This is a genomic window from Pseudomonas alkylphenolica, assembly GCF_000746525.1.
In the GTDB taxonomy this organism is placed as follows: Bacteria; Pseudomonadota; Gammaproteobacteria; order Pseudomonadales; family Pseudomonadaceae; genus Aquipseudomonas; species Aquipseudomonas alkylphenolica.
Genome location: NZ_CP009048.1, coordinates 2,259,996 through 2,277,173, shown reverse-complemented (window position 1 = coordinate 2,277,173; position 17,178 = coordinate 2,259,996). Strand labels below are relative to the sequence as shown.

The window sequence follows — 17,178 nt, the reverse complement described above, 5'->3', positions numbered from 1 at the left end:
CTCGTTGCTGCGACAATTTGTCGGTATGGTGGTATTCAGAAGATGGACGTTTACCCGCTCACAGGAAACCCAGAATGCCCCAACGTGAAGTTATCAATGCATCTGTCAGCCCAAAAGGCAGCCTGGAAACACTGTCTCAACGAGAAGTACAGCAACTGAGTGAAGCCGGTTCCGGCAGCCTGTACACCCTGTTCCGCCAGTGCGCGCTGGCAATCCTCAACACCGGCGCGCACGTCGATAACGCCAAGACCATCCTCGAAGCCTACAAGGACTTCGAGGTGCGCATTCACCAGCAGGATCGCGGCGTGCGCCTGGAGCTGCTCAATGCCCCGGCCGATGCCTTTGTCGATGGCGAGATGATCGCCAGCACCCGCGAGATGCTCTTCAGCGCCCTGCGCGACATCGTCTACACCGAAAGCGAGCTGGCCAGCCAGCGCATCGACCTGGAAAGCTCCCAGGGCATCACCGACTACGTCTTCCACCTGCTGCGCAACGCCCGCACCCTGCGTCCGGGCGTGGAGCCGAAAATGGTGGTGTGCTGGGGCGGTCACTCGATCAGCACTGAGGAATACCAGTACACCAAGAAGGTCGGCCACGAGCTCGGCCTGCGCAAGCTGGATGTCTGCACCGGCTGCGGCCCCGGCGTGATGAAAGGCCCGATGAAGGGCGCAACCATTGCCCATGCCAAGCAGCGCATGAGCAGCAGCCGCTACCTGGGCCTGACCGAGCCGGGCATCATCGCCGCCGAAGCGCCCAACCCGATCGTCAACGAGCTGGTGATCCTGCCGGACATCGAAAAGCGTCTTGAAGCCTTCGTGCGCGTCGGCCACGGCATCATCATCTTCCCCGGTGGCGCCGGGACTGCCGAAGAGTTCCTCTACCTGCTCGGCATCCTCATGCACCCGGACAACCGCGACCTGCCGTTCCCGGTCATCCTCACCGGGCCGAAAAGCGCCGAGCCGTACCTGCAGCAGCTGCACGCCTTCGTCCAGGCCACCCTCGGCGACGAGGCCGGCAACTACTACCAGATCATCATCGACAACCCGGCCGAAGTGGCCCGACAGATGGTCGAGGGCCTCAAGGAGGTCAAGCAGTTCCGCCGCGAGCGCAACGATGCGTTCCATTTCAACTGGCTGCTGAAGATCGAAGAAAGCTTCCAGCGCCCCTTCGACCCGACCCATGAGAACATGGCCGGCCTCAAGCTCAGCCGCGACCTGCCACCTCACGAACTGGCCGCCAACCTGCGCCGGGCGTTCTCCGGGATTGTTGCCGGGAACGTCAAGGACAAGGGTATCCGCCTGATCGAAGAGCAAGGCCCTTACGAAATCAAGGGTGAGAGCGCCGTGCTGGAGCCCCTTGGCCACCTGCTGCAAGCCTTCGTCGACCAGCACCGGATGAAGCTGCCGGGCGGTGCCGAGTACGTGCCCTGCTACCGCGTCGTGACCTGATCCCTGCCCTTCCCTGAGTTGCGGGCACAGCCTGTGCCCGCAACATTTGCTACCATTTTCCTACCCCCTTCAGTGAACCTGCCTGCAGAAACGTGGTCTTTCAGCTGGCGGCTTGCGTGCTCGCCCGTGTTCACCGGCCCAATCATCGGGCTATATTTTTTATTTCACGCGAAGACCATCATGCCTATCTCTCGTCCTGTTCCTGCGGCGCATGCCCCTGTTTTCACTTCTTCCCTGCGCCCGCGCAACAGACTTGCCATCGGCCTGATCGGCGCCCTGATTGCCCTGAGCGCCACTGCGCAGGCCGAAGAAGCGCCCACCAGCAACGAACGCTGGGTCAGCGACAGCCTGACCACCTACGTGCGCAGCGGGCCAACCAACGGCCACCGGATCGTCGGTAACCTCAAGTCCGGGCAGAAAGTCACCCTGCTCGACACCCAGGGCAACTACAGCCAGGTGCGTGGCGAGTCCGGCGATATCGTCTGGATCACCAGCAGCGACCTGCAGGCGGTTCCCGGCCAGGCCGAACGCCTGCCGCAGCTGACCGAACAGGTCGGCCAGTTGAGCGCGCAGCTCAAGACCATCGACGACAGCTGGAAGACCCGCGTGCAGGGCATGCAGGAAACCCTCGACTCGCGCAAAGCCCTGATCGATGAACTGGAAGCCCGTAACAAGGCGCTCAATAGCGAATTGAGCGACACCCAGTCGGAACTGCGCAGCACCCAGGCACGCCTGGGCGATGAGAACAAACAGGTATTGATGCGCTATATGGTCTATGGCGGAGGCATCGCCGGTGCCGGCTTGCTCGCCGGCCTGATCCTTCCGGCCCTGAGCCGGGGGCGCAAGCGCAACGACCGCTGGTTCTGAAAAGTGGGCGGGTGACGGGTGGGAGCGGGCTTGCCCCGCGATTACAATCTGTCAGTCACATCGCATCGCGGGGCAAGTCGGGTCGCCGCACCGCCGCTCCCACCGAGGCACACTCACGCAACCACTCGATCATCACCCGTACCCGCACCGGCACCGGTTCGCGCGGCGGATGCACGAGGTAATAACCCTGCCCGGCCGCCGCTTCGAAATCGCCAAACGGCAAGATCAACTGCCCCTGATCGATCAAGGGTTGCACCAGGTGCCGACGGCCCATGGCGACGCCCACATGATTGCTCGCAGCCAGCGCACACAGATCAGCACGATCGAAGGTCAGACCGCCACTTGGCAGATACGCCAGGGCATCATGCCGACGCGCCCAGCGCTGCCATTCGGCATCGAACGCCGCGTGATCCCAGGCCAATGCATCATGCAAGAGTGTGCACTGCTGCAAGCGCGGCGGCGCATCGATCAGGCCATGACGCTCGGCATACTGGCGACTGCACACCGGTGCTACCTGTTCGCTCATCAATAGCTCGCTGGCAAGGCCGGGAAAATCGCCATCACCGTAGAGCAACGCCAGGTCGATATGCCGGGCGCGAAAATCCACCGCCTCGTTGCCAGTGCGGATATCCAGGCTGATCTGCGGATAGCGCTGCTGGAAGTCCGCCAGCCGCGGCACCAGCCAGCACTGGGTGATGGACGGCCGGGCGTAGAGGGTCAACGCACCGCTGACGGTGGCCGTCGCGTCAGGTTGCAGGGCTTCTTCCAGGTCCTCCAGCAATCCCTGCACAAGTTGGTACAGGCGCTCGCCTTCGGCGGTCAGGCGTATCCGCCGGGTCAGACGCTCGAACAGACGCTGCTCCAGCGCCTGTTCGAGCCGGGCGATGCGGTGGCTGACGGCGCTCGGGGTCAGGCACAACTCCTCGGCCGCCAGGGTAAAACTCAAGTGCCGCGCGGCCACGGCGAAGGTGTGCAGGTTGGCAAACTGTGCCCCGGTCAGACGGGCGCCAAGGCGCGGCGGCAGGTTGAGCATGGTTACTGTCCGGCCAGTTCGACGCGGCCCTTGGCCAGGTAGGCGTCCATTTCCTCACGCGGCACCATGCTGCCACCCGTGCCCCAGACCAGATGGGTCGCCCGTGTCATGCGCTCTTCAGTAAGGCCCAGGCGCTGGCGATAGCCCTGTTGCTCCTGCAGCACCCGGACCATACCCGACACACCGGCCAGCGCCGAGGGCTCCAGCTCATGGCCTTCACTCGCCTGCATTTGCGCCAGCTGGCGGTACAAGGTGGCGTCGTCAACGGTGTAGTAACCGTCGATCAAGCGTTGCATCGCCCGCCCGACAAAGCCCGAAGGCCGGCCCACCGCCAGGCCGTCGGCTGCGGTCTGGTTGTCGATGCCGAAGTCATACACCGAAACCTCATCGTGCAGCCCGGTATACACACCGAGGAACATGCACGGCGAATGGGTCGGCTCGGCGAACAGGCAATGCACCGCATCGCCGAACACCAGCTTCAGACCGAACGCCACGCCACCAGGACCACCGCCCACACCGCAGGGCAGGTAGACAAACAACGGATGCTCGGCATCCACCGTAATGCCCTGCTCACCCAACTGGCGCTGCAGGCGCTCGGCGGCCACGGCATAACCGAGGAACAGGTTGCGCGAGTTCTCATCGTCGACGAAATGGCAAAGCGGGTCGGCCTCGGCCTCGCGCCGCCCCTGCTCCACCGCAACGCTGTAATCGGCGCTGTATTCGCGGACTTCGACGCCATGGGCGCGCAAGCGATCCTTCTTCCACTGGCGGGCGTCCGCCGACATGTGCACCGTAGCCTTGAAGCCCAGGCGCGCACTGATGATGCCAATCGACAGGCCGAGGTTGCCGGTAGAGCCCACGGCAATGCTGTACTGGCCAAAGAAGGCCCGCGCCTCGTCGCTGTCGAGCCTGGCGTAGTCATCGCCCGGCTGCAGCAGCCCGGCCGCCAGGGCCAGGTCTTCGGCGTGCTTGAGCACCTCATAGATGCCGCCGCGGGCCTTGATCGAGCCGGAAATCGGCAACAGGTTGTCAGCCTTGAGCCACAGCGCACCGCCTTCAGGCAACTGATATTCGGCGCGCAGCACGCCCTGTAGCGCCGGCAACGGCAACAGGGGCGACTCGATAATGCCGGCGCTGGCCGCTGTTTGCGCAAACGCCGACTGGATAAACGGCGCGAAACGCTGCAAACGCTCACTGGCCTCACGCACGTCCTGCCTGCTCAGCGGCACATCCCCCAGGGCCTGCGCGCTTGGCGCAAGCTGCGGGTTGAACCAGCTGGTCGGGCGCAACGCCACCAGCTCGGCGATCAGCGGATGAGTCTGGCACCAGACGTTTACAGGTTGTTGCAGCGGCATTGTCATGCTCCATCGGCAAGCGGATAGAACGATTAAGCGTCAGACGCCGGGTGCATTACAACCGATGGTTACTCAGGCCATGGATGATCCCGGTTCAACCATGCAGCGCCGTGCAAGCCGGCTCACTTCTGCTACCTTGGGAATACCCTCTTTATTGTCTGACGCATCACGTACAGGTGACCCATCATGGCGCGCACCACCCCCATCGAGCTGTACCGCAACATCGGCATCGTTGCCCATGTTGACGCTGGCAAGACCACCACCACCGAACGCATCCTGTTCTACACCGGGGTCAACCACAAAATGGGCGAAGTGCACGACGGTGCCGCGACCATGGACTGGATGGCCCAGGAACAGGAACGCGGAATCACCATTACCTCCGCCGCCACCACGGCGTTCTGGCAAGGTTCGACCAAGCAATTTCCCGACAAGTACCGCTTCAACATCATCGACACCCCCGGCCACGTCGACTTCACCATCGAGGTGGAGCGCTCGTTGCGCGTGCTCGACGGTGCAGTGGTGGTGTTCAGTGGCGCCGATGGCGTCGAGCCGCAGTCGGAGACGGTCTGGCGCCAGGCCAACAAGTACCACGTGCCGCGCATGGCCTACGTCAACAAGATGGACCGCCAGGGCGCCGACTTCCTGCGCGTGGTCAAGCAGATCGACAAACGTCTGGGCCACCATCCGGTGCCGATCCAGTTGTCCATTGGCGCCGAGGAAAACTTCAAAGGCCAGATCGACCTGGTGAAAATGAAGGCGATTTACTGGAACGAAGACGACCAGGGCACCACCTACCGCGAAGAAGAAATTCCGGCCGACATGCTCGACCTGGCCAATGAATGGCGCGCACACATGATCGAAGCCGCTGCCGACGCCAGTGACGAGCTAACAGAGCTGTACCTCAACGGCCAGGAACTGAGTAACGAACAGATCAAGGCCGGCCTGCGTAAACGCACCCTGGCCAATGAGATTGTCCCGGCCATCTGCGGCTCGTCTTTCAAGAACAAGGGCGTGCCGCTGATGCTCGACGCGGTGATCGATTATCTGCCCGCCCCCTCGGAAATCCCGGCGATCAAGGGCACCGACCCGGATCACGAAGATAAACACCTGGAACGCCATGCCGACGACAACGAACCGTTCTCGGCGCTGGCGTTCAAGATCGCCACCGACCCCTTCGTCGGCACCCTGACCTTCGCCCGGGTCTACTCCGGCGTGCTCAGCTCCGGCAACGCCGTGCTCAACTCGGTCAAGGGCAAGAAGGAACGCATCGGCCGCATGGTGCAGATGCACGCCAACCAGCGCGCCGAGATCAAGGACGTGTGCGCCGGTGACATCGCCGCGCTGATCGGCATGAAGGACGTCACCACCGGCGACACCCTGTGCGACATCGACAAGCCGATCGTCCTCGAACGCATGGACTTCCCTGACCCGGTGATCTCGGTGGCGGTAGAACCCAAGACCAAGGCCGACCAGGAGAAAATGGGCGTCGCCCTGAGCAAGCTGGCCCAGGAAGACCCGTCATTCCGCGTGCGTACCGATGAAGAAACCGCGCAAACCATCATCTCCGGCATGGGCGAGCTGCATCTGGACATCATCGTCGACCGCATGAAGCGCGAATTCGGGGTCGAGGCCAATATCGGCAAGCCGCAGGTGGCCTATCGCGAGAAAATCCGCAACACCTGCGAGATCGAAGGCAAGTTCGTCCGCCAGTCCGGTGGCCGTGGCCAATACGGCCACTGCTGGATTCGCTTCGCACCGGCCGAAGAAGGCAAGGAAGGCCTGGAGTTCGTCAACGAAGTGGTCGGTGGCGTGGTGCCTCGCGAGTACATCCCGGCGATCCAGAAAGGCATCGAAGAACAGATGAAGAACGGGGTACTGGCCGGTTATCCGCTGATCGGCCTGAAGGCCACGGTGTTCGATGGTTCGTACCACGATGTCGACTCCAACGAGATGGCCTTCAAGGTCGCCGCCTCGATGGCCACCAAGCAACTGGCGCAAAAAGGCGGCGCGGTGCTGCTGGAGCCGGTGATGAAAGTCGAGGTGGTGACACCCGAAGAGTACCAGGGCGATATCCTCGGCGACCTGAGCCGCCGCCGCGGATTGATCCAGGAAGGTGAGGACAGCCCATCCGGCAAGGTGGTTCGCGCCGAGGTGCCACTCGGGGAGATGTTCGGCTACTCCACACAGATGCGCTCCATGACCCAGGGCCGGGCCAGTTACACCATGGAGTTCACCAAATACGCCGAGGCGCCGGCGAGCATTGCCGATGTGATCATCAAGAAACAGGGTTGAAGACCTTTCGCGGGGCAAGCCCGCTCCCACAGTTGATCTGTGGGAGCGGGCTTGCCCCGCGATAACCTGCACCCACGACGCCAGACCTGTAGACTTGCCCCAAGCTTTTTCGTTTGGAGTTTGCCTTCATGTTCGCCCTCACCCACTTTGTCGCCCCGCCTGAGGAGTCGATCAAGAGCCAGATCCTGCAGATGGTGGTCGATAACCTGACCGACATCAGCGCTGTCGCCATCCCCCCGAGCAACCCGCTGTACAACCTCTACCAGTACGCCATCGGCTTTGAAGTGCACCAGTACCTGGAGGCCATGGGCGGCCCAGGCGAGTTGTGCGTCGAACTGATCGTCGCTACCGACCCGCGAGATCCACACACCGTCACCGGCTTTCTCCTGTACCTGCCGCTGCAGGACGATCCACAAGCCTGCAGCGTGGCTTACCTGGCCGTGCACAACCAGTACCGCCGCCAGGGCATCGCCCGGGCCATGCTCGCGCAGATGAGCGAACGCTACCCCCATGCGGAGCTGGCCTGCGCGGTGAACAAGGTGGCGTACTTCGAGGCCATGGGTTTTGCCGTGATTGCCGCACGCGGCCCTCAGGTGCTGATGAACACCCGCGAATATGCCAGCGATGGCGTGGTCGCGATGCTCGATGTCGCGCCGATCTACCGCACGGTCGAAGTGCAGCAGATCCATAGCTACTTGCTCAAGCAGCATGGCAAGCGGGCCATGGTCGATGCCGAGAAGCAACGCGACCGCCACCTCGACCAGCTGGAGCGCAAGGCCCTGGCGTTTGTCCAGGAACGTCTGGGCGAGCGCGCCGGGCAGCAGCGCGGCAGCCGGATTCGCCTGGTCTAGCGGCTGTCCTGCGCCGCCAGCTCGAGCAACACCTGCAGCACATAGGCGCTGCTCTGCTCGACCTGCCCCTGGCGGCTGGCAATTCCCAGATGTCGCCACAAACCCGGACGCAGCGGGCGCATGCACAAGCGTGAGTCGGGCTCCGGTGCGCGGGCTTCATGGGGCAGCAAGGTGGCACCGTAACCGGCCGCCACCAGGCTCTTGATCGCGTCGTTGTAGTTGAGCTGGATCCGCGCATCCGGTTGTAGGCCCGCCGTGGCAAACCACTCGCTGGTCACCCGTGACAACTGTGTGGTGCTGTCATTGAGGATCAATGCGCGACTGGCCAGCCAGGCCGGTGTGATGCGCGCCGGCGGCGCCCAGCTGAGCGGAATGAAGGCCATGATCGGGTCGCGGCGCCAGGGCTGGATCTGCACGCCTTTGACCGCCGCTTGCGGCAGTGCCACCAACCCCAGGTCCAGGGTGCCATCCTGCAGGCGGCCCACCGACTCACGCGACGTCAGCACCTGCACCTGCACATCGATGCCGGGGTGGCGCACGCCAAGAATATCCAGTGCTTGCGGCAGCAGATGGGCGATGGCACCAGTCGACGCGCCCAGGCGCACGCGGCCGCTCAGGCCCTGAACCTGACGTTGCACCTCATCCAGTGCCTGCTCGGCATCGGCCAACAGCCGGCGCGCGCGTTCAAGCAACGTCTGGCCAATGGTCGTCGGATGGACCTGCCCGCGCTTGCGCGTCAGCAGCGGCGCACCGATGCGCGCTTCGAGGTCGGCAATGTGCAGGCTGACAGTGGGCGGCGCCAGGTTGAGGACGCGCGCGGCCTGGGCAAAGGAGCCGAGGTCGGCAATCACCACCAGGGTGCGCAAGCGGTCGAGGCTGATTTCACGCATGGGCTTTAATCATTCAGTATTTATGAATGTCAGCATCATGATATTCAAATTTTCTTTCGTCCAGATCGGCGCGAGCATAGGCACTCCCTGTACTGATTGTTTGAGAGCACCATGCACCAGCCTCTAGTCTTTATCGATGGCGACCAAGGCACCACCGGCCTGCTCATCCACGCCCGCCTGCACGGTCGTGATGACCTGCGTTTGCTGACCCTGCCCGACAGCGAGCGCAAAGACCCACAACGCCGCGCCGAGGCGATCAACAGTGCCGATGTGGCGATTCTGTGCCTGCCCGACGACGCCGCACGCCAGGCGGTGGCGGCGATCGCCAACCCGCAGGTCCGGGTGATCGATGCCAGCTCCGCGCACCGCACCACGGCAGGCTGGGTGTATGGCTTGCCTGAACTGGACGAGCAGCAGGCCGAACGAATCGCCCAGGCCAAGCGGGTCAGCAACCCTGGTTGCTATCCCACCGGCGCGATTGCCTTGTTGCGACCATTGGTGGCCGCAGGGTTGGTGCCAGCTGATTACCCACTGACCGTCAATGCCGTCTCGGGGTATTCCGGTGGTGGCCGTGCAGCGGTCGAGCGCCACGAAACACCGGGGGTGCAAGCGCCGCAAGAGGTGCTGGTGTATGGCCTGAACCTGGATCACAAGCATGTGCCGGAGATCCAGCAGCATGCCGGTCTGTCGCAGCGGCCGGTGTTCGTGCCCAGCTATGGCAGCTACCGTCAGGGCATCGCCCTGACCATTGCCTTGCAGACGCGCCTGCTGCCGCCCGGGGTGAGTGCTGCTCGCCTGCATGACTGCCTGCGTCAGCACTATCATGGCTCGCGCTATGTACAGGTGGCGGCACTGGAACATGGCGAGGCAGCGCCAATGCTCGATCCACAGGCGGTGAATGACAGCAACGATCTGCGTCTGGCGGTGTTTGCCAACGAGGCTCACGGCCAGGTGCTGCTGACGGCGGTGTTCGACAACCTCGGCAAGGGCGCTTCGGGGGCGGCGGTGCAGAACCTGGAGCTGATGCTGGCGGCGATGGCCTGATCCGGAGACGCTTCGCGGGGCAAGCCCGCTCCCACCGGGGCTGTGCAATCCCTGTGGGAGCGGGCTTGCCCCGCGATAGCGCCCATCAGGTCAAAAAGCCGGGCGCAATACCGCCAAAGGCACCCACCCCGTTGCAGCATCAGAGTCCTTGTGACACCACACCCAACCATTCAACTGCCGACCGCCCACCAGGCTATCGCCCGGATCAACATCCAGCTCGCGGGCACAATAATCCTCCAGCGCCCTGCCCCGATTGCCGTCCAGGCGCTCGATCACCTGGCCCGGCACCCAGCCGTCCTGCTGACCGGGGGTACTGCACAAATACCAGTTATCCCAGCCCTCCTCGCCAGCATAACATTCGCCAACGACCAACTCGGCGCCCTTGGCAAAGGTAATGGGCTCTGGGTACTCGCTTCTATGCTGAGCAACAACCACGAATTTCATGGGTTCACCTCCATTTGAACACTGGTCCGCTGCCACGAACTTCCGTAGCATCCTAGCCTTTTTCGCCGGCAGCCTTCCCCTCCATGAGAACAACTTCTATCCGCGCCGACATTCTGGCCGGACTCACCACCTCCTTTGCCCTGGTGCCCGAGTGCATCGCCTTCGCGCTGGTGGCGCATCTGAATCCATTGATGGGGCTTTACGGCGCCTTCATCATCTGCACCCTCACCGCCCTGCTCGGTGGCCGCCCCGGGATGATTTCCGGCGCGGCCGGGTCAATGGCCGTGGTCATCGTCGCCCTGGTGGTGCAGCACGGTGTGCAGTACCTGCTGGCCACGGTACTGCTCGGCGGGCTGATCATGATTGCCTTCGGTTTGCTGCGCCTGGGCAAGCTGGTGCGCATGGTGCCGTATTCGGTGATGCTCGGTTTCGTCAACGGTCTGGCAATCATCATCGCCCTGGCCCAGCTTGAGCATTTCAAGCATGACGGTGCCTGGCTCAGCGGCTCGCCGCTGTACCTGATGGCCGGCCTGGTGGCGCTGACCATGGCCATCGTCTACGTGCTACCGCGCCTGACCCGCAGCGTACCTCCAGCGCTGATCGCAATCCTCGGCGTCGGCGCCGGGGTCTACCTGCTCGATTTGCCGACCCGCACATTGGGCGATCTGGCCCACATCGCCGGCGGCCTGCCGGTGCCGAGCTGGCCCGACATTCCATGGAACCTTGAGACGCTGAAGATCATCGCGCCCTACGCGATCCTGATGGCGCTGGTGGGTTTGCTGGAAACCCTGCTGACCCTCAACCTCACCGACGAGATCACCGAAAGCCGCGGCTACCCCAACCGCGAATGCGTGGCCCTGGGTGTGGCCAACATGACCTCCGGTGTGTTCGGTGGCATGGGTGGTTGCGCGATGATCGGCCAGACTGCGATCAACCTCAGCTCCGGCGGTCGCGGACGCTTGTCCGGGGTGGTCGCCGGGGTGATGATCCTGATGTTCGTGCTGTTCCTCTCGCCGCTGATCGAGCGTATTCCGCTGGCGGCGCTGGTCGGGGTGATGTTCGTGGTGGCGCAGCAGACCTTCTCCTGGGCTTCGCTGCGGGTCCTGCACAAAGTGCCGGCAAACGACATGCTGGCGATCATCGCCGTGACCGTGGTCACCGTGGTCACCGACCTCGCCACCGCGGTGCTGTTCGGCATCGTTATCGCCGCGCTCAACTTCGCCTGGCAGCAAGCGCGCGAGCTGTACGCCGACAGCCACCTGGAAAGTGACGGCAGCAAACTCTACCGGGTGCACGGCACCTTGTTCTTCGCCTCGACCACGCCGTTTCTCAACCAGTTCGACCCGGCCAACGACCCGGCGCAGGTGACCCTCGATTGCCAGCACCTGAACTTTGTCGACTACTCGGCGATTGCCGCGCTCAAGACCCTGCGCGAGCGCTACAGCAACAACGGCAAGCACCTGCGCGTGGTGCATCTGTCCGAGCGCTGCAAGCAACTGCTCAAGCGCACGGACCTGCACTACAGCTGAAGAGCGCGCTTATGGCGCGCCGAACATCGCCGTCCAGTAGATCCCGGCATCGCTCTTCGGATCGACCGCATAGGCGGCGCCCAGCTCGCTGAACTGCGGGTTCATCAGGTTGGCGCAATGGCCGGGGCTGGCCAGCCAGCCATCGACCACCTTGCGCGGAGTGTCCTGGCCAGCGGCGATGATCTCGCCGTTCACCTGACCGGCATAGCCGGCCAGTTCCGCCCGGTCACCCGGGGTACGGCCATCGCGATCGACATGATCGAGAAAGTTCTGGTTGGCCATGGCCCGTGTATGACTTTCAGCCACCCCGGCCAGGACTGCGTTCCAGGCCAGCGGCGTGGTGGCTGCAAAGGTCTGGCCGCCGCACTGGCGCTGTTGGCTGCGGGCACTGTTGATCATCGTCAGCAGCTTCTGGCCTTCGGCCTGCCAGTCGCCCAGCTTCCCGGCCAGCAGCGGCCGCGCCAGGACGATACGCCAATCGCGGCCCTGCTGGCTGACGCCGATATCGATGAACTGCGGGGCCAGCACGACCTGGCAGAAGCTTTCCTGTACCGCTTTCATCGCGGCCTGGGCATCCTGGGGACCATTGAGGGTAATGGCCTGGACACTGACCATCGGGTAGTTGGCCTGTGCCAGCGCCGAGCGCAAATCCACGCTGCCGGTAGCCGGCAGCACCAGACGGGGATCGCTGGCCAGTGGCGGCAGCTCAAGGGATACCTGTTTATCGCACTTCTGCGGCTGACTGCGGTAGCTGTTGATCGAATCAATCAGCTGCGCCGACTCATCGGCCTGGGCTACGGTAGCGAGCGCCAGGGCCAGCGGCAGGCTGGCCAGGCGCAGAACGGATGACAGGACGCGCATGCAATTCTCCCTTGGAACGGACTGCGCCCATGATGCGCGAAGTTACCCGTCGTCGAACAGCTGGAATGTTTTGAGCACCGTGCGGTCGACCCTGTAACGGGAAGTTTTGCTTCCCTCACCTGCCAAAGGTCCCCTATGCGCCTGCCAACGATTGTAGTCTGCCTGCTGCTGGCCTTCTCAGCCCCGCTGACCCTGGCCGCAGAACCCAAAGCCCAGGTGGCCGAAGAAAAGGCCCAGGTACTGGAACACAAAGCTGCCGTGCAACCCGATGCGCCGCCAGCGCCCAAGAGCAAAGCCATTACCCAGAGCGAAGTCCAGGCGGTCGACCCGGCTGGCGCAGCAGCCCTGGACGACGCCATCACCTGCATGGCGCGCAGCATCTACTGGGAATCGAAAGGTGGCAAGCCGGCGGACATGGAAGCGGTGGCCAGCGTGGTGATGAACCGCCTCGGTCACAACGGCTTTCCCGATACGGTCTGTGGTGTGGTCAAGCAGGGCTCGGAGACCGGTAACTGCCAGTTTTCCTGGTGGTGTGACGGGCGCTCGGACTCGGTGCAGGAAGAAAACCGCTATGCCATCGCCAAGGAAATCGCGCGCAAAGCCTTGAACCGGCAACTGGATGACCGCACCCGCGGTGCGCTGTACTTTCATGACCGGCATGTGTCGCCAGACTGGGCGCGGACCTATGTGAAGACCACCGAGACCGGGAATTTTCTCTTCTACAAACCGCGCAACGGCACGGCGCGGTAGAGACAATTGCCAGTGGGAGCGGGCTTGCCCCGCGATGCGATTTGCCTGAAAAGCCTCAATCGCGGGGCAAGCCCGCTCCCACCGGTCCTGGCCTGGCTCAATCAAGACAGTTGCTCCCACCGGGGGTTACTCGGAAACATCCACCAGCGGGATATCCCCGGCCGCCTTGCCTGCACGGCGATCATTCATCCAGTCGACCACCTGGGCTGAAAATTCCGGCGGCGCCTTGCGCCCCACGCGCCGGGCGATGTCGAGGATGGTCTGCTGGGCCAGCGCTTCTTCCATACGCTTTTGTGCAGTGAGCATCACCGCATGAATGGAACAGGTGCCCTCCTGCGCCCAGCTCGGCGGCGAACCGTCAAACAGCGCACAGCGATCGCGCACATCCCGGCACTCGAAGATCATCTTGCGCCCGTCGATGGCCATGACGATATCCAGCACGCTGATCTCGTCTGCCGGCCGGGCCAGCCTGAAGCCGCCGCGCACGCCTTCGGTGGCGACCACCAGCTTGGCCTTGGCCAGCTTGGTAAAGACCTTGGCCAGGTACTCCTGGGGCACACCTTGCAGGTCGGCCAGATCCCGCACGCTGGCTTCACGGCTATCACCCAGCTCATCGACCAGGAAGGCCAGGCAATGGATGCCGTACTCCACCCCGGCGCTATACAGTGACATGACAATCTCCGACTAACTTTGTCGCAATATTAACAGCCTTTACAGGCTTTCCACGCTCCAGCCGTCCCCAGACGCTACCGCACGTCGGTTTTCAGCCACCCGCCACACGCCCATATTCTATGAAGAAAGGCTGAATTAGAGCAGTGAAAGCACAAGGTTACCCGGATCGCTGCACGGATCGACAGGAAAAAATACTTGCGCCGAACAACTACGACCAATACAGTCGTAGCTGTTCGGCGCAGCCAAGGCTGCCTTCAACGCCCCCGTTCACACAACAATCTCTTTCTGTGGAGCAACAAATGAAACAGCACATTCTGATTGTCGGCGCAGGTTTTGGTGGTGTCTGGAGCGCGCTCAGCGCAGCCCGCCTGCTGGACCAGCACGGCCGTAGCGATGTCGCCATCAGCGTCCTCGCGCCACAAGCCGAATTGCGCATTCGTCCGCGCTTCTACGAGCCGGACGTGCATCAGATGAAAGCGCCGCTGGGCGACCTGTTCAATGCCGTGGGTGTGAACTTCATCCAGGGTGCTGCCGAGCAGATCGACGTGGCCGGCAAGCGTGTCAGCTACACCGACGCCCAGGGCCAGCGCAGCGACATCAGCTACGACCGCCTGGTGATGGCTGCCGGCAGCGGCGTATGGCGCCCCGACATCGACGGGCTCAACGAGCACGCCTTCGATGTCGACCAGATCGAATCGGCAGCGCGCCTTGAGCAGCACCTCAAGTCGCTGGCCACGCTGCCGGAATCGGCTGCACGCAACACCGTGGTGGTGGCCGGTGGCGGCTTCACCGGGATCGAAACCGCGACCGAAATGCCAGAACGCCTGCGCGCCATTCTCGGTGCCGACGCCAAGGTGCGGGTAATCATCGTCGACCGTGGTGCCAGGATCGGTGCGGCCCTGGGTGAAGGCATCAGCCCGACCATCATCGAAGCGTCCGAAGCCCTGGGCGTCGAGTGGCGGGTCAACGCCTCGGTAGCGGCTGTGGATGCCGACGGCGTGACCCTCGCCGATGGCGAGCGGATCAAGGCGAACACCGTGATCTGGACTGTCGGTGTGCGCGCCAGCGCGCTGACCGCACAAGTGCCAGGCGAACGAGATGCGCAAGGCCGCCTGCACGTCGACCGCCACCTCAAGGTCAAAGGCCAGGAGCACGTCTACGCCACCGGCGACGTGGCCTACGCCGCCACCGACGAACTGGGCAATTTCGCCGTGATGTCCTGCCAGCACGCCATCGTCCTCGGCCGTCACAGCGGCAACAACGTCGCCGCCGACCTGCTCGGCGTCGAACCTACGCCCTACAGCCAGCCCAAGTACGTTACCTGCCTGGACCTGGGTGCCTGGGGTGCGGTGTACACCGAGGGTTGGGATCGCCAGGTCAAATTGCTGCGCAAAGAGGCCAAAGACCTCAAGACCCAGATCAACACCACCTGGATCTACCCGCCAGCAGCTGACCGCGCCACCGCATTGGCCGCCGCCGACCCGCTGATCCCGATTGCCTGATGCACCACCCGAGGGGCCGCCGCTGCGGCCCCTTTGCCGTTGTGTGAAGCGAACAATTGCACTGTCAGACAAGAGACAGGTAGCATTGAGAACGATTTTCACTAACGTCTGGACAGCCACCGGTGCAAAACCCGTCGACCCGCAAACTGGGCTTCTTTTTCAGCGACCATCACCGCTGGCTGCTGCAGCATATCCACAAGCGCCTGCGCAACCGCGCCGACGCCGAAGACACCGCCGCCGAAACCTTCTGCCAGATGCTCGCGGCCCGGGTCGATCCGGAAAGCATCCAGCAACCGCGCGCCTACCTCTCGACCATCGCCCGTCGCCTGATCTTCGATCGCCACCGTCGCCGCCAACTGGAGCAGGCCTACCTTGAGCGCCTGTCGGCGCTGCCCGAACCGCTGGCGCCCTCCCCGGAAGAACAACTGCTGCTGATCGAAGCGCTGGTGACCATCGACCAGGTGCTCGACGGCTTGCCGATGGTCGTCAAGGCCACCTTCCTCTACAGCCAGCTGGACGGGCTGAGCTATGTGGACATCGCGCGCAAGCTCGAGCTGTCCGAGCGCACAGTAAGTCGCTACATGAAACAGGCCTTGCAGCAGTGCTACCTGAGCGAGCTGGCACCATGAAGCAGCCGCGCCTGGACCCTGCCGCCGAAGGCGCCATCGACTGGATGGTGCGCTTGAGCGCCGGTAATACCGACGCCGTGCTGCAGGCGCAGTTCGACCTCTGGCTGGCCAGTGACCCCGCTCACGCGCAGGCCTGGAAGCGCTTGCAAGAGCGCCTCAGCGGCGCCTGCCAGACGGTGCGCAGCCTCGACCGCCGGGCGCCGGGCCAGGCCGGGGAAGCGCGCCGGGTGTTGCTGCAACCGACCACTTCGCGCCGCGATCTGCTGCGCAGCATTGCCGCCCTCGGTGTGCTTGGCGGCGGCCTGTGGCTGGGCTCGCGCAGCCAAATGGGCGAAGCGCTGCTGGCCGATATGCGCACCGGTCGCGGCGAGCGGCGCAGCTTCACTCTGGCCGACGGTAGCCGTCTGAGCCTCAATGCCGACAGCGCGGTCGACCTGCAGTTCGACGCGCAGCAACGCCTGCTGATCCTGCGTCAGGGCAGCTTGCTGATTCAGGTCGCCGCCGATCCCGCGCGCCCACTGCACGTGCGCAGTGCCCAGGGCGACGTGCGCGCGTTGGGCACACGTTTTCTGGTCAGCCAGGAAGCGCACGCCACCCGTGTGGTGGTGCTTGAGCATTCGGTCCGGGCACGACTGCCCGATGGCGCCGAGCTGGATATCCACGAAGGCCGTGCCGCCCTGCTCCACTCGCAGCGCATCGAAGCCCTGAGCGACGACCAGCGCCACCGCGCCGACTGGCTCAACGGGCGCCTGAATGTGCTGGATGATTCTCTGCAAGCCGTGGTCGAGGCGCTGCGCCCCTACTACCGCGGTTTTGTCCGGATCGAACCTGAGGTCCGCGGACTACGGGTGCAGGGGGTATTCCCCCTCGACGAACCGCAACGCGCCTTCGCCGCCCTGGCCGAAACCCTGCCGGTACGGGTCGAACACTACAGCCCGTGGCTGACCCTGATCCGCGCGAAAAATCCGTCTTGAAAAATTATTTATGAAAATCAATCGTATTTGTGTCCGG

General features: G+C 63.6%; 16 protein-coding genes. 10 read left to right on the top strand and 6 right to left on the bottom strand.

The window, feature by feature from the left end:
- The first annotated feature begins 74 nt into the window (after positions 1-74).
- Positions 75-1,448 (top strand): nucleotide 5'-monophosphate nucleosidase PpnN, encoded by a 1,374-nt coding sequence (gene ppnN, locus PSAKL28_RS10595; RefSeq protein ID WP_038609875.1) that lies wholly within the window; start codon positions 75-77, stop codon positions 1,446-1,448.
- A gap of 180 nt (positions 1,449-1,628) precedes the next feature.
- Positions 1,629-2,315, top strand: a complete 687-nt coding sequence (locus PSAKL28_RS10590; RefSeq protein WP_075226487.1) for a TIGR04211 family SH3 domain-containing protein — start codon at positions 1,629-1,631, stop codon at positions 2,313-2,315.
- Positions 2,316-2,370: 55 nt separating this feature from the next.
- On the opposite strand, the gene dsdC is transcribed toward PSAKL28_RS10590, so the two are convergent.
- Entirely contained in the window at positions 2,371-3,348 is a 978-nt protein-coding gene (gene dsdC / locus PSAKL28_RS10585; protein ID WP_051939273.1) for a DNA-binding transcriptional regulator DsdC, read from the bottom strand.
- Between the two features lie 2 nt (positions 3,349-3,350).
- Complete coding sequence (dsdA, locus tag PSAKL28_RS10580) at positions 3,351-4,703, bottom strand: D-serine ammonia-lyase (protein WP_038609872.1); 1,353 nt, start codon at positions 4,701-4,703, stop codon at positions 3,351-3,353.
- 186 nt (positions 4,704-4,889) lie between these two features.
- Here dsdA and fusA point away from each other — a divergent pair, with 186 nt between their 5' ends.
- Positions 4,890-6,995 (top strand): elongation factor G, encoded by a 2,106-nt coding sequence (fusA, locus tag PSAKL28_RS10575; RefSeq protein ID WP_038609870.1) that lies wholly within the window; start codon positions 4,890-4,892, stop codon positions 6,993-6,995.
- 128 nt (positions 6,996-7,123) lie between these two features.
- Positions 7,124-7,846: a GNAT family N-acetyltransferase gene (locus tag PSAKL28_RS10570; RefSeq protein WP_038609867.1), complete on the top strand. Its 723-nt coding sequence runs from the start codon at positions 7,124-7,126 to the stop codon at positions 7,844-7,846.
- Here the strand turns inward: PSAKL28_RS10570 and PSAKL28_RS10565 are convergent.
- The gene (locus PSAKL28_RS10565) at positions 7,843-8,736 is read right to left on the bottom strand and encodes a LysR family transcriptional regulator (protein WP_038609864.1); all 894 of its coding nucleotides are present in this window, start codon (positions 8,734-8,736) and stop codon (positions 7,843-7,845) included. The genes PSAKL28_RS10570 and PSAKL28_RS10565 overlap by 4 nt on opposite strands.
- 111 nt (positions 8,737-8,847) lie before the next feature.
- Here PSAKL28_RS10565 and argC point away from each other — a divergent pair, with 111 nt between their 5' ends.
- Positions 8,848-9,780, top strand: coding sequence for an N-acetyl-gamma-glutamyl-phosphate reductase (argC, locus tag PSAKL28_RS10560; protein WP_038609861.1), 933 nt, complete (start codon positions 8,848-8,850; stop codon positions 9,778-9,780).
- 90 nt (positions 9,781-9,870) lie between these two features.
- Here argC and PSAKL28_RS10555 read toward each other — a convergent pair whose 3' ends face one another.
- Complete coding sequence (locus PSAKL28_RS10555) at positions 9,871-10,224, bottom strand: SH3 domain-containing protein (protein WP_038609858.1); 354 nt, start codon at positions 10,222-10,224, stop codon at positions 9,871-9,873.
- 83 nt (positions 10,225-10,307) lie between these two features.
- Between PSAKL28_RS10555 and PSAKL28_RS10550 the strand changes: the two genes are divergently transcribed.
- Positions 10,308-11,753: a SulP family inorganic anion transporter gene (locus PSAKL28_RS10550; RefSeq protein ID WP_038609855.1), complete on the top strand. Its 1,446-nt coding sequence runs from the start codon at positions 10,308-10,310 to the stop codon at positions 11,751-11,753.
- Positions 11,754-11,762: 9 nt separating this feature from the next.
- Here PSAKL28_RS10550 and PSAKL28_RS10545 read toward each other — a convergent pair whose 3' ends face one another.
- Complete coding sequence (locus tag PSAKL28_RS10545) at positions 11,763-12,614, bottom strand: CAP domain-containing protein (RefSeq protein ID WP_038609852.1); 852 nt, start codon at positions 12,612-12,614, stop codon at positions 11,763-11,765.
- A gap of 135 nt (positions 12,615-12,749) precedes the next feature.
- Between PSAKL28_RS10545 and PSAKL28_RS10540 the strand changes: the two genes are divergently transcribed.
- Complete coding sequence (locus PSAKL28_RS10540; protein ID WP_038609849.1) at positions 12,750-13,364, top strand: cell wall hydrolase; 615 nt, start codon at positions 12,750-12,752, stop codon at positions 13,362-13,364.
- 126 nt (positions 13,365-13,490) lie between these two features.
- Here PSAKL28_RS10540 and PSAKL28_RS10535 read toward each other — a convergent pair whose 3' ends face one another.
- Complete coding sequence (locus tag PSAKL28_RS10535; protein ID WP_038609846.1) at positions 13,491-14,036, bottom strand: RrF2 family transcriptional regulator; 546 nt, start codon at positions 14,034-14,036, stop codon at positions 13,491-13,493.
- 299 nt (positions 14,037-14,335) lie between these two features.
- On the opposite strand from PSAKL28_RS10535, the gene PSAKL28_RS10530 reads away from it, so the two are divergent.
- The 3 genes from PSAKL28_RS10530 to PSAKL28_RS10520 all read left to right on the top strand — a co-directional run bounded on the left by PSAKL28_RS10530 (position 14,336) and on the right by PSAKL28_RS10520 (position 17,141).
- Positions 14,336-15,538 (top strand): NAD(P)/FAD-dependent oxidoreductase, encoded by a 1,203-nt coding sequence (locus PSAKL28_RS10530; RefSeq protein ID WP_038609844.1) that lies wholly within the window; start codon positions 14,336-14,338, stop codon positions 15,536-15,538.
- Between the two features lie 122 nt (positions 15,539-15,660).
- Complete coding sequence (locus PSAKL28_RS10525) at positions 15,661-16,167, top strand: sigma-70 family RNA polymerase sigma factor (RefSeq protein ID WP_038609841.1); 507 nt, start codon at positions 15,661-15,663, stop codon at positions 16,165-16,167.
- On the top strand, positions 16,164-17,141 hold the full coding sequence (locus tag PSAKL28_RS10520) for a FecR family protein (protein ID WP_038609837.1): 978 nt from the start codon (positions 16,164-16,166) through the stop codon (positions 17,139-17,141). Before PSAKL28_RS10525 ends, PSAKL28_RS10520 begins: the two co-directional genes overlap by 4 nt.
- The last annotated feature ends 37 nt before the right edge of the window (positions 17,142-17,178 follow it).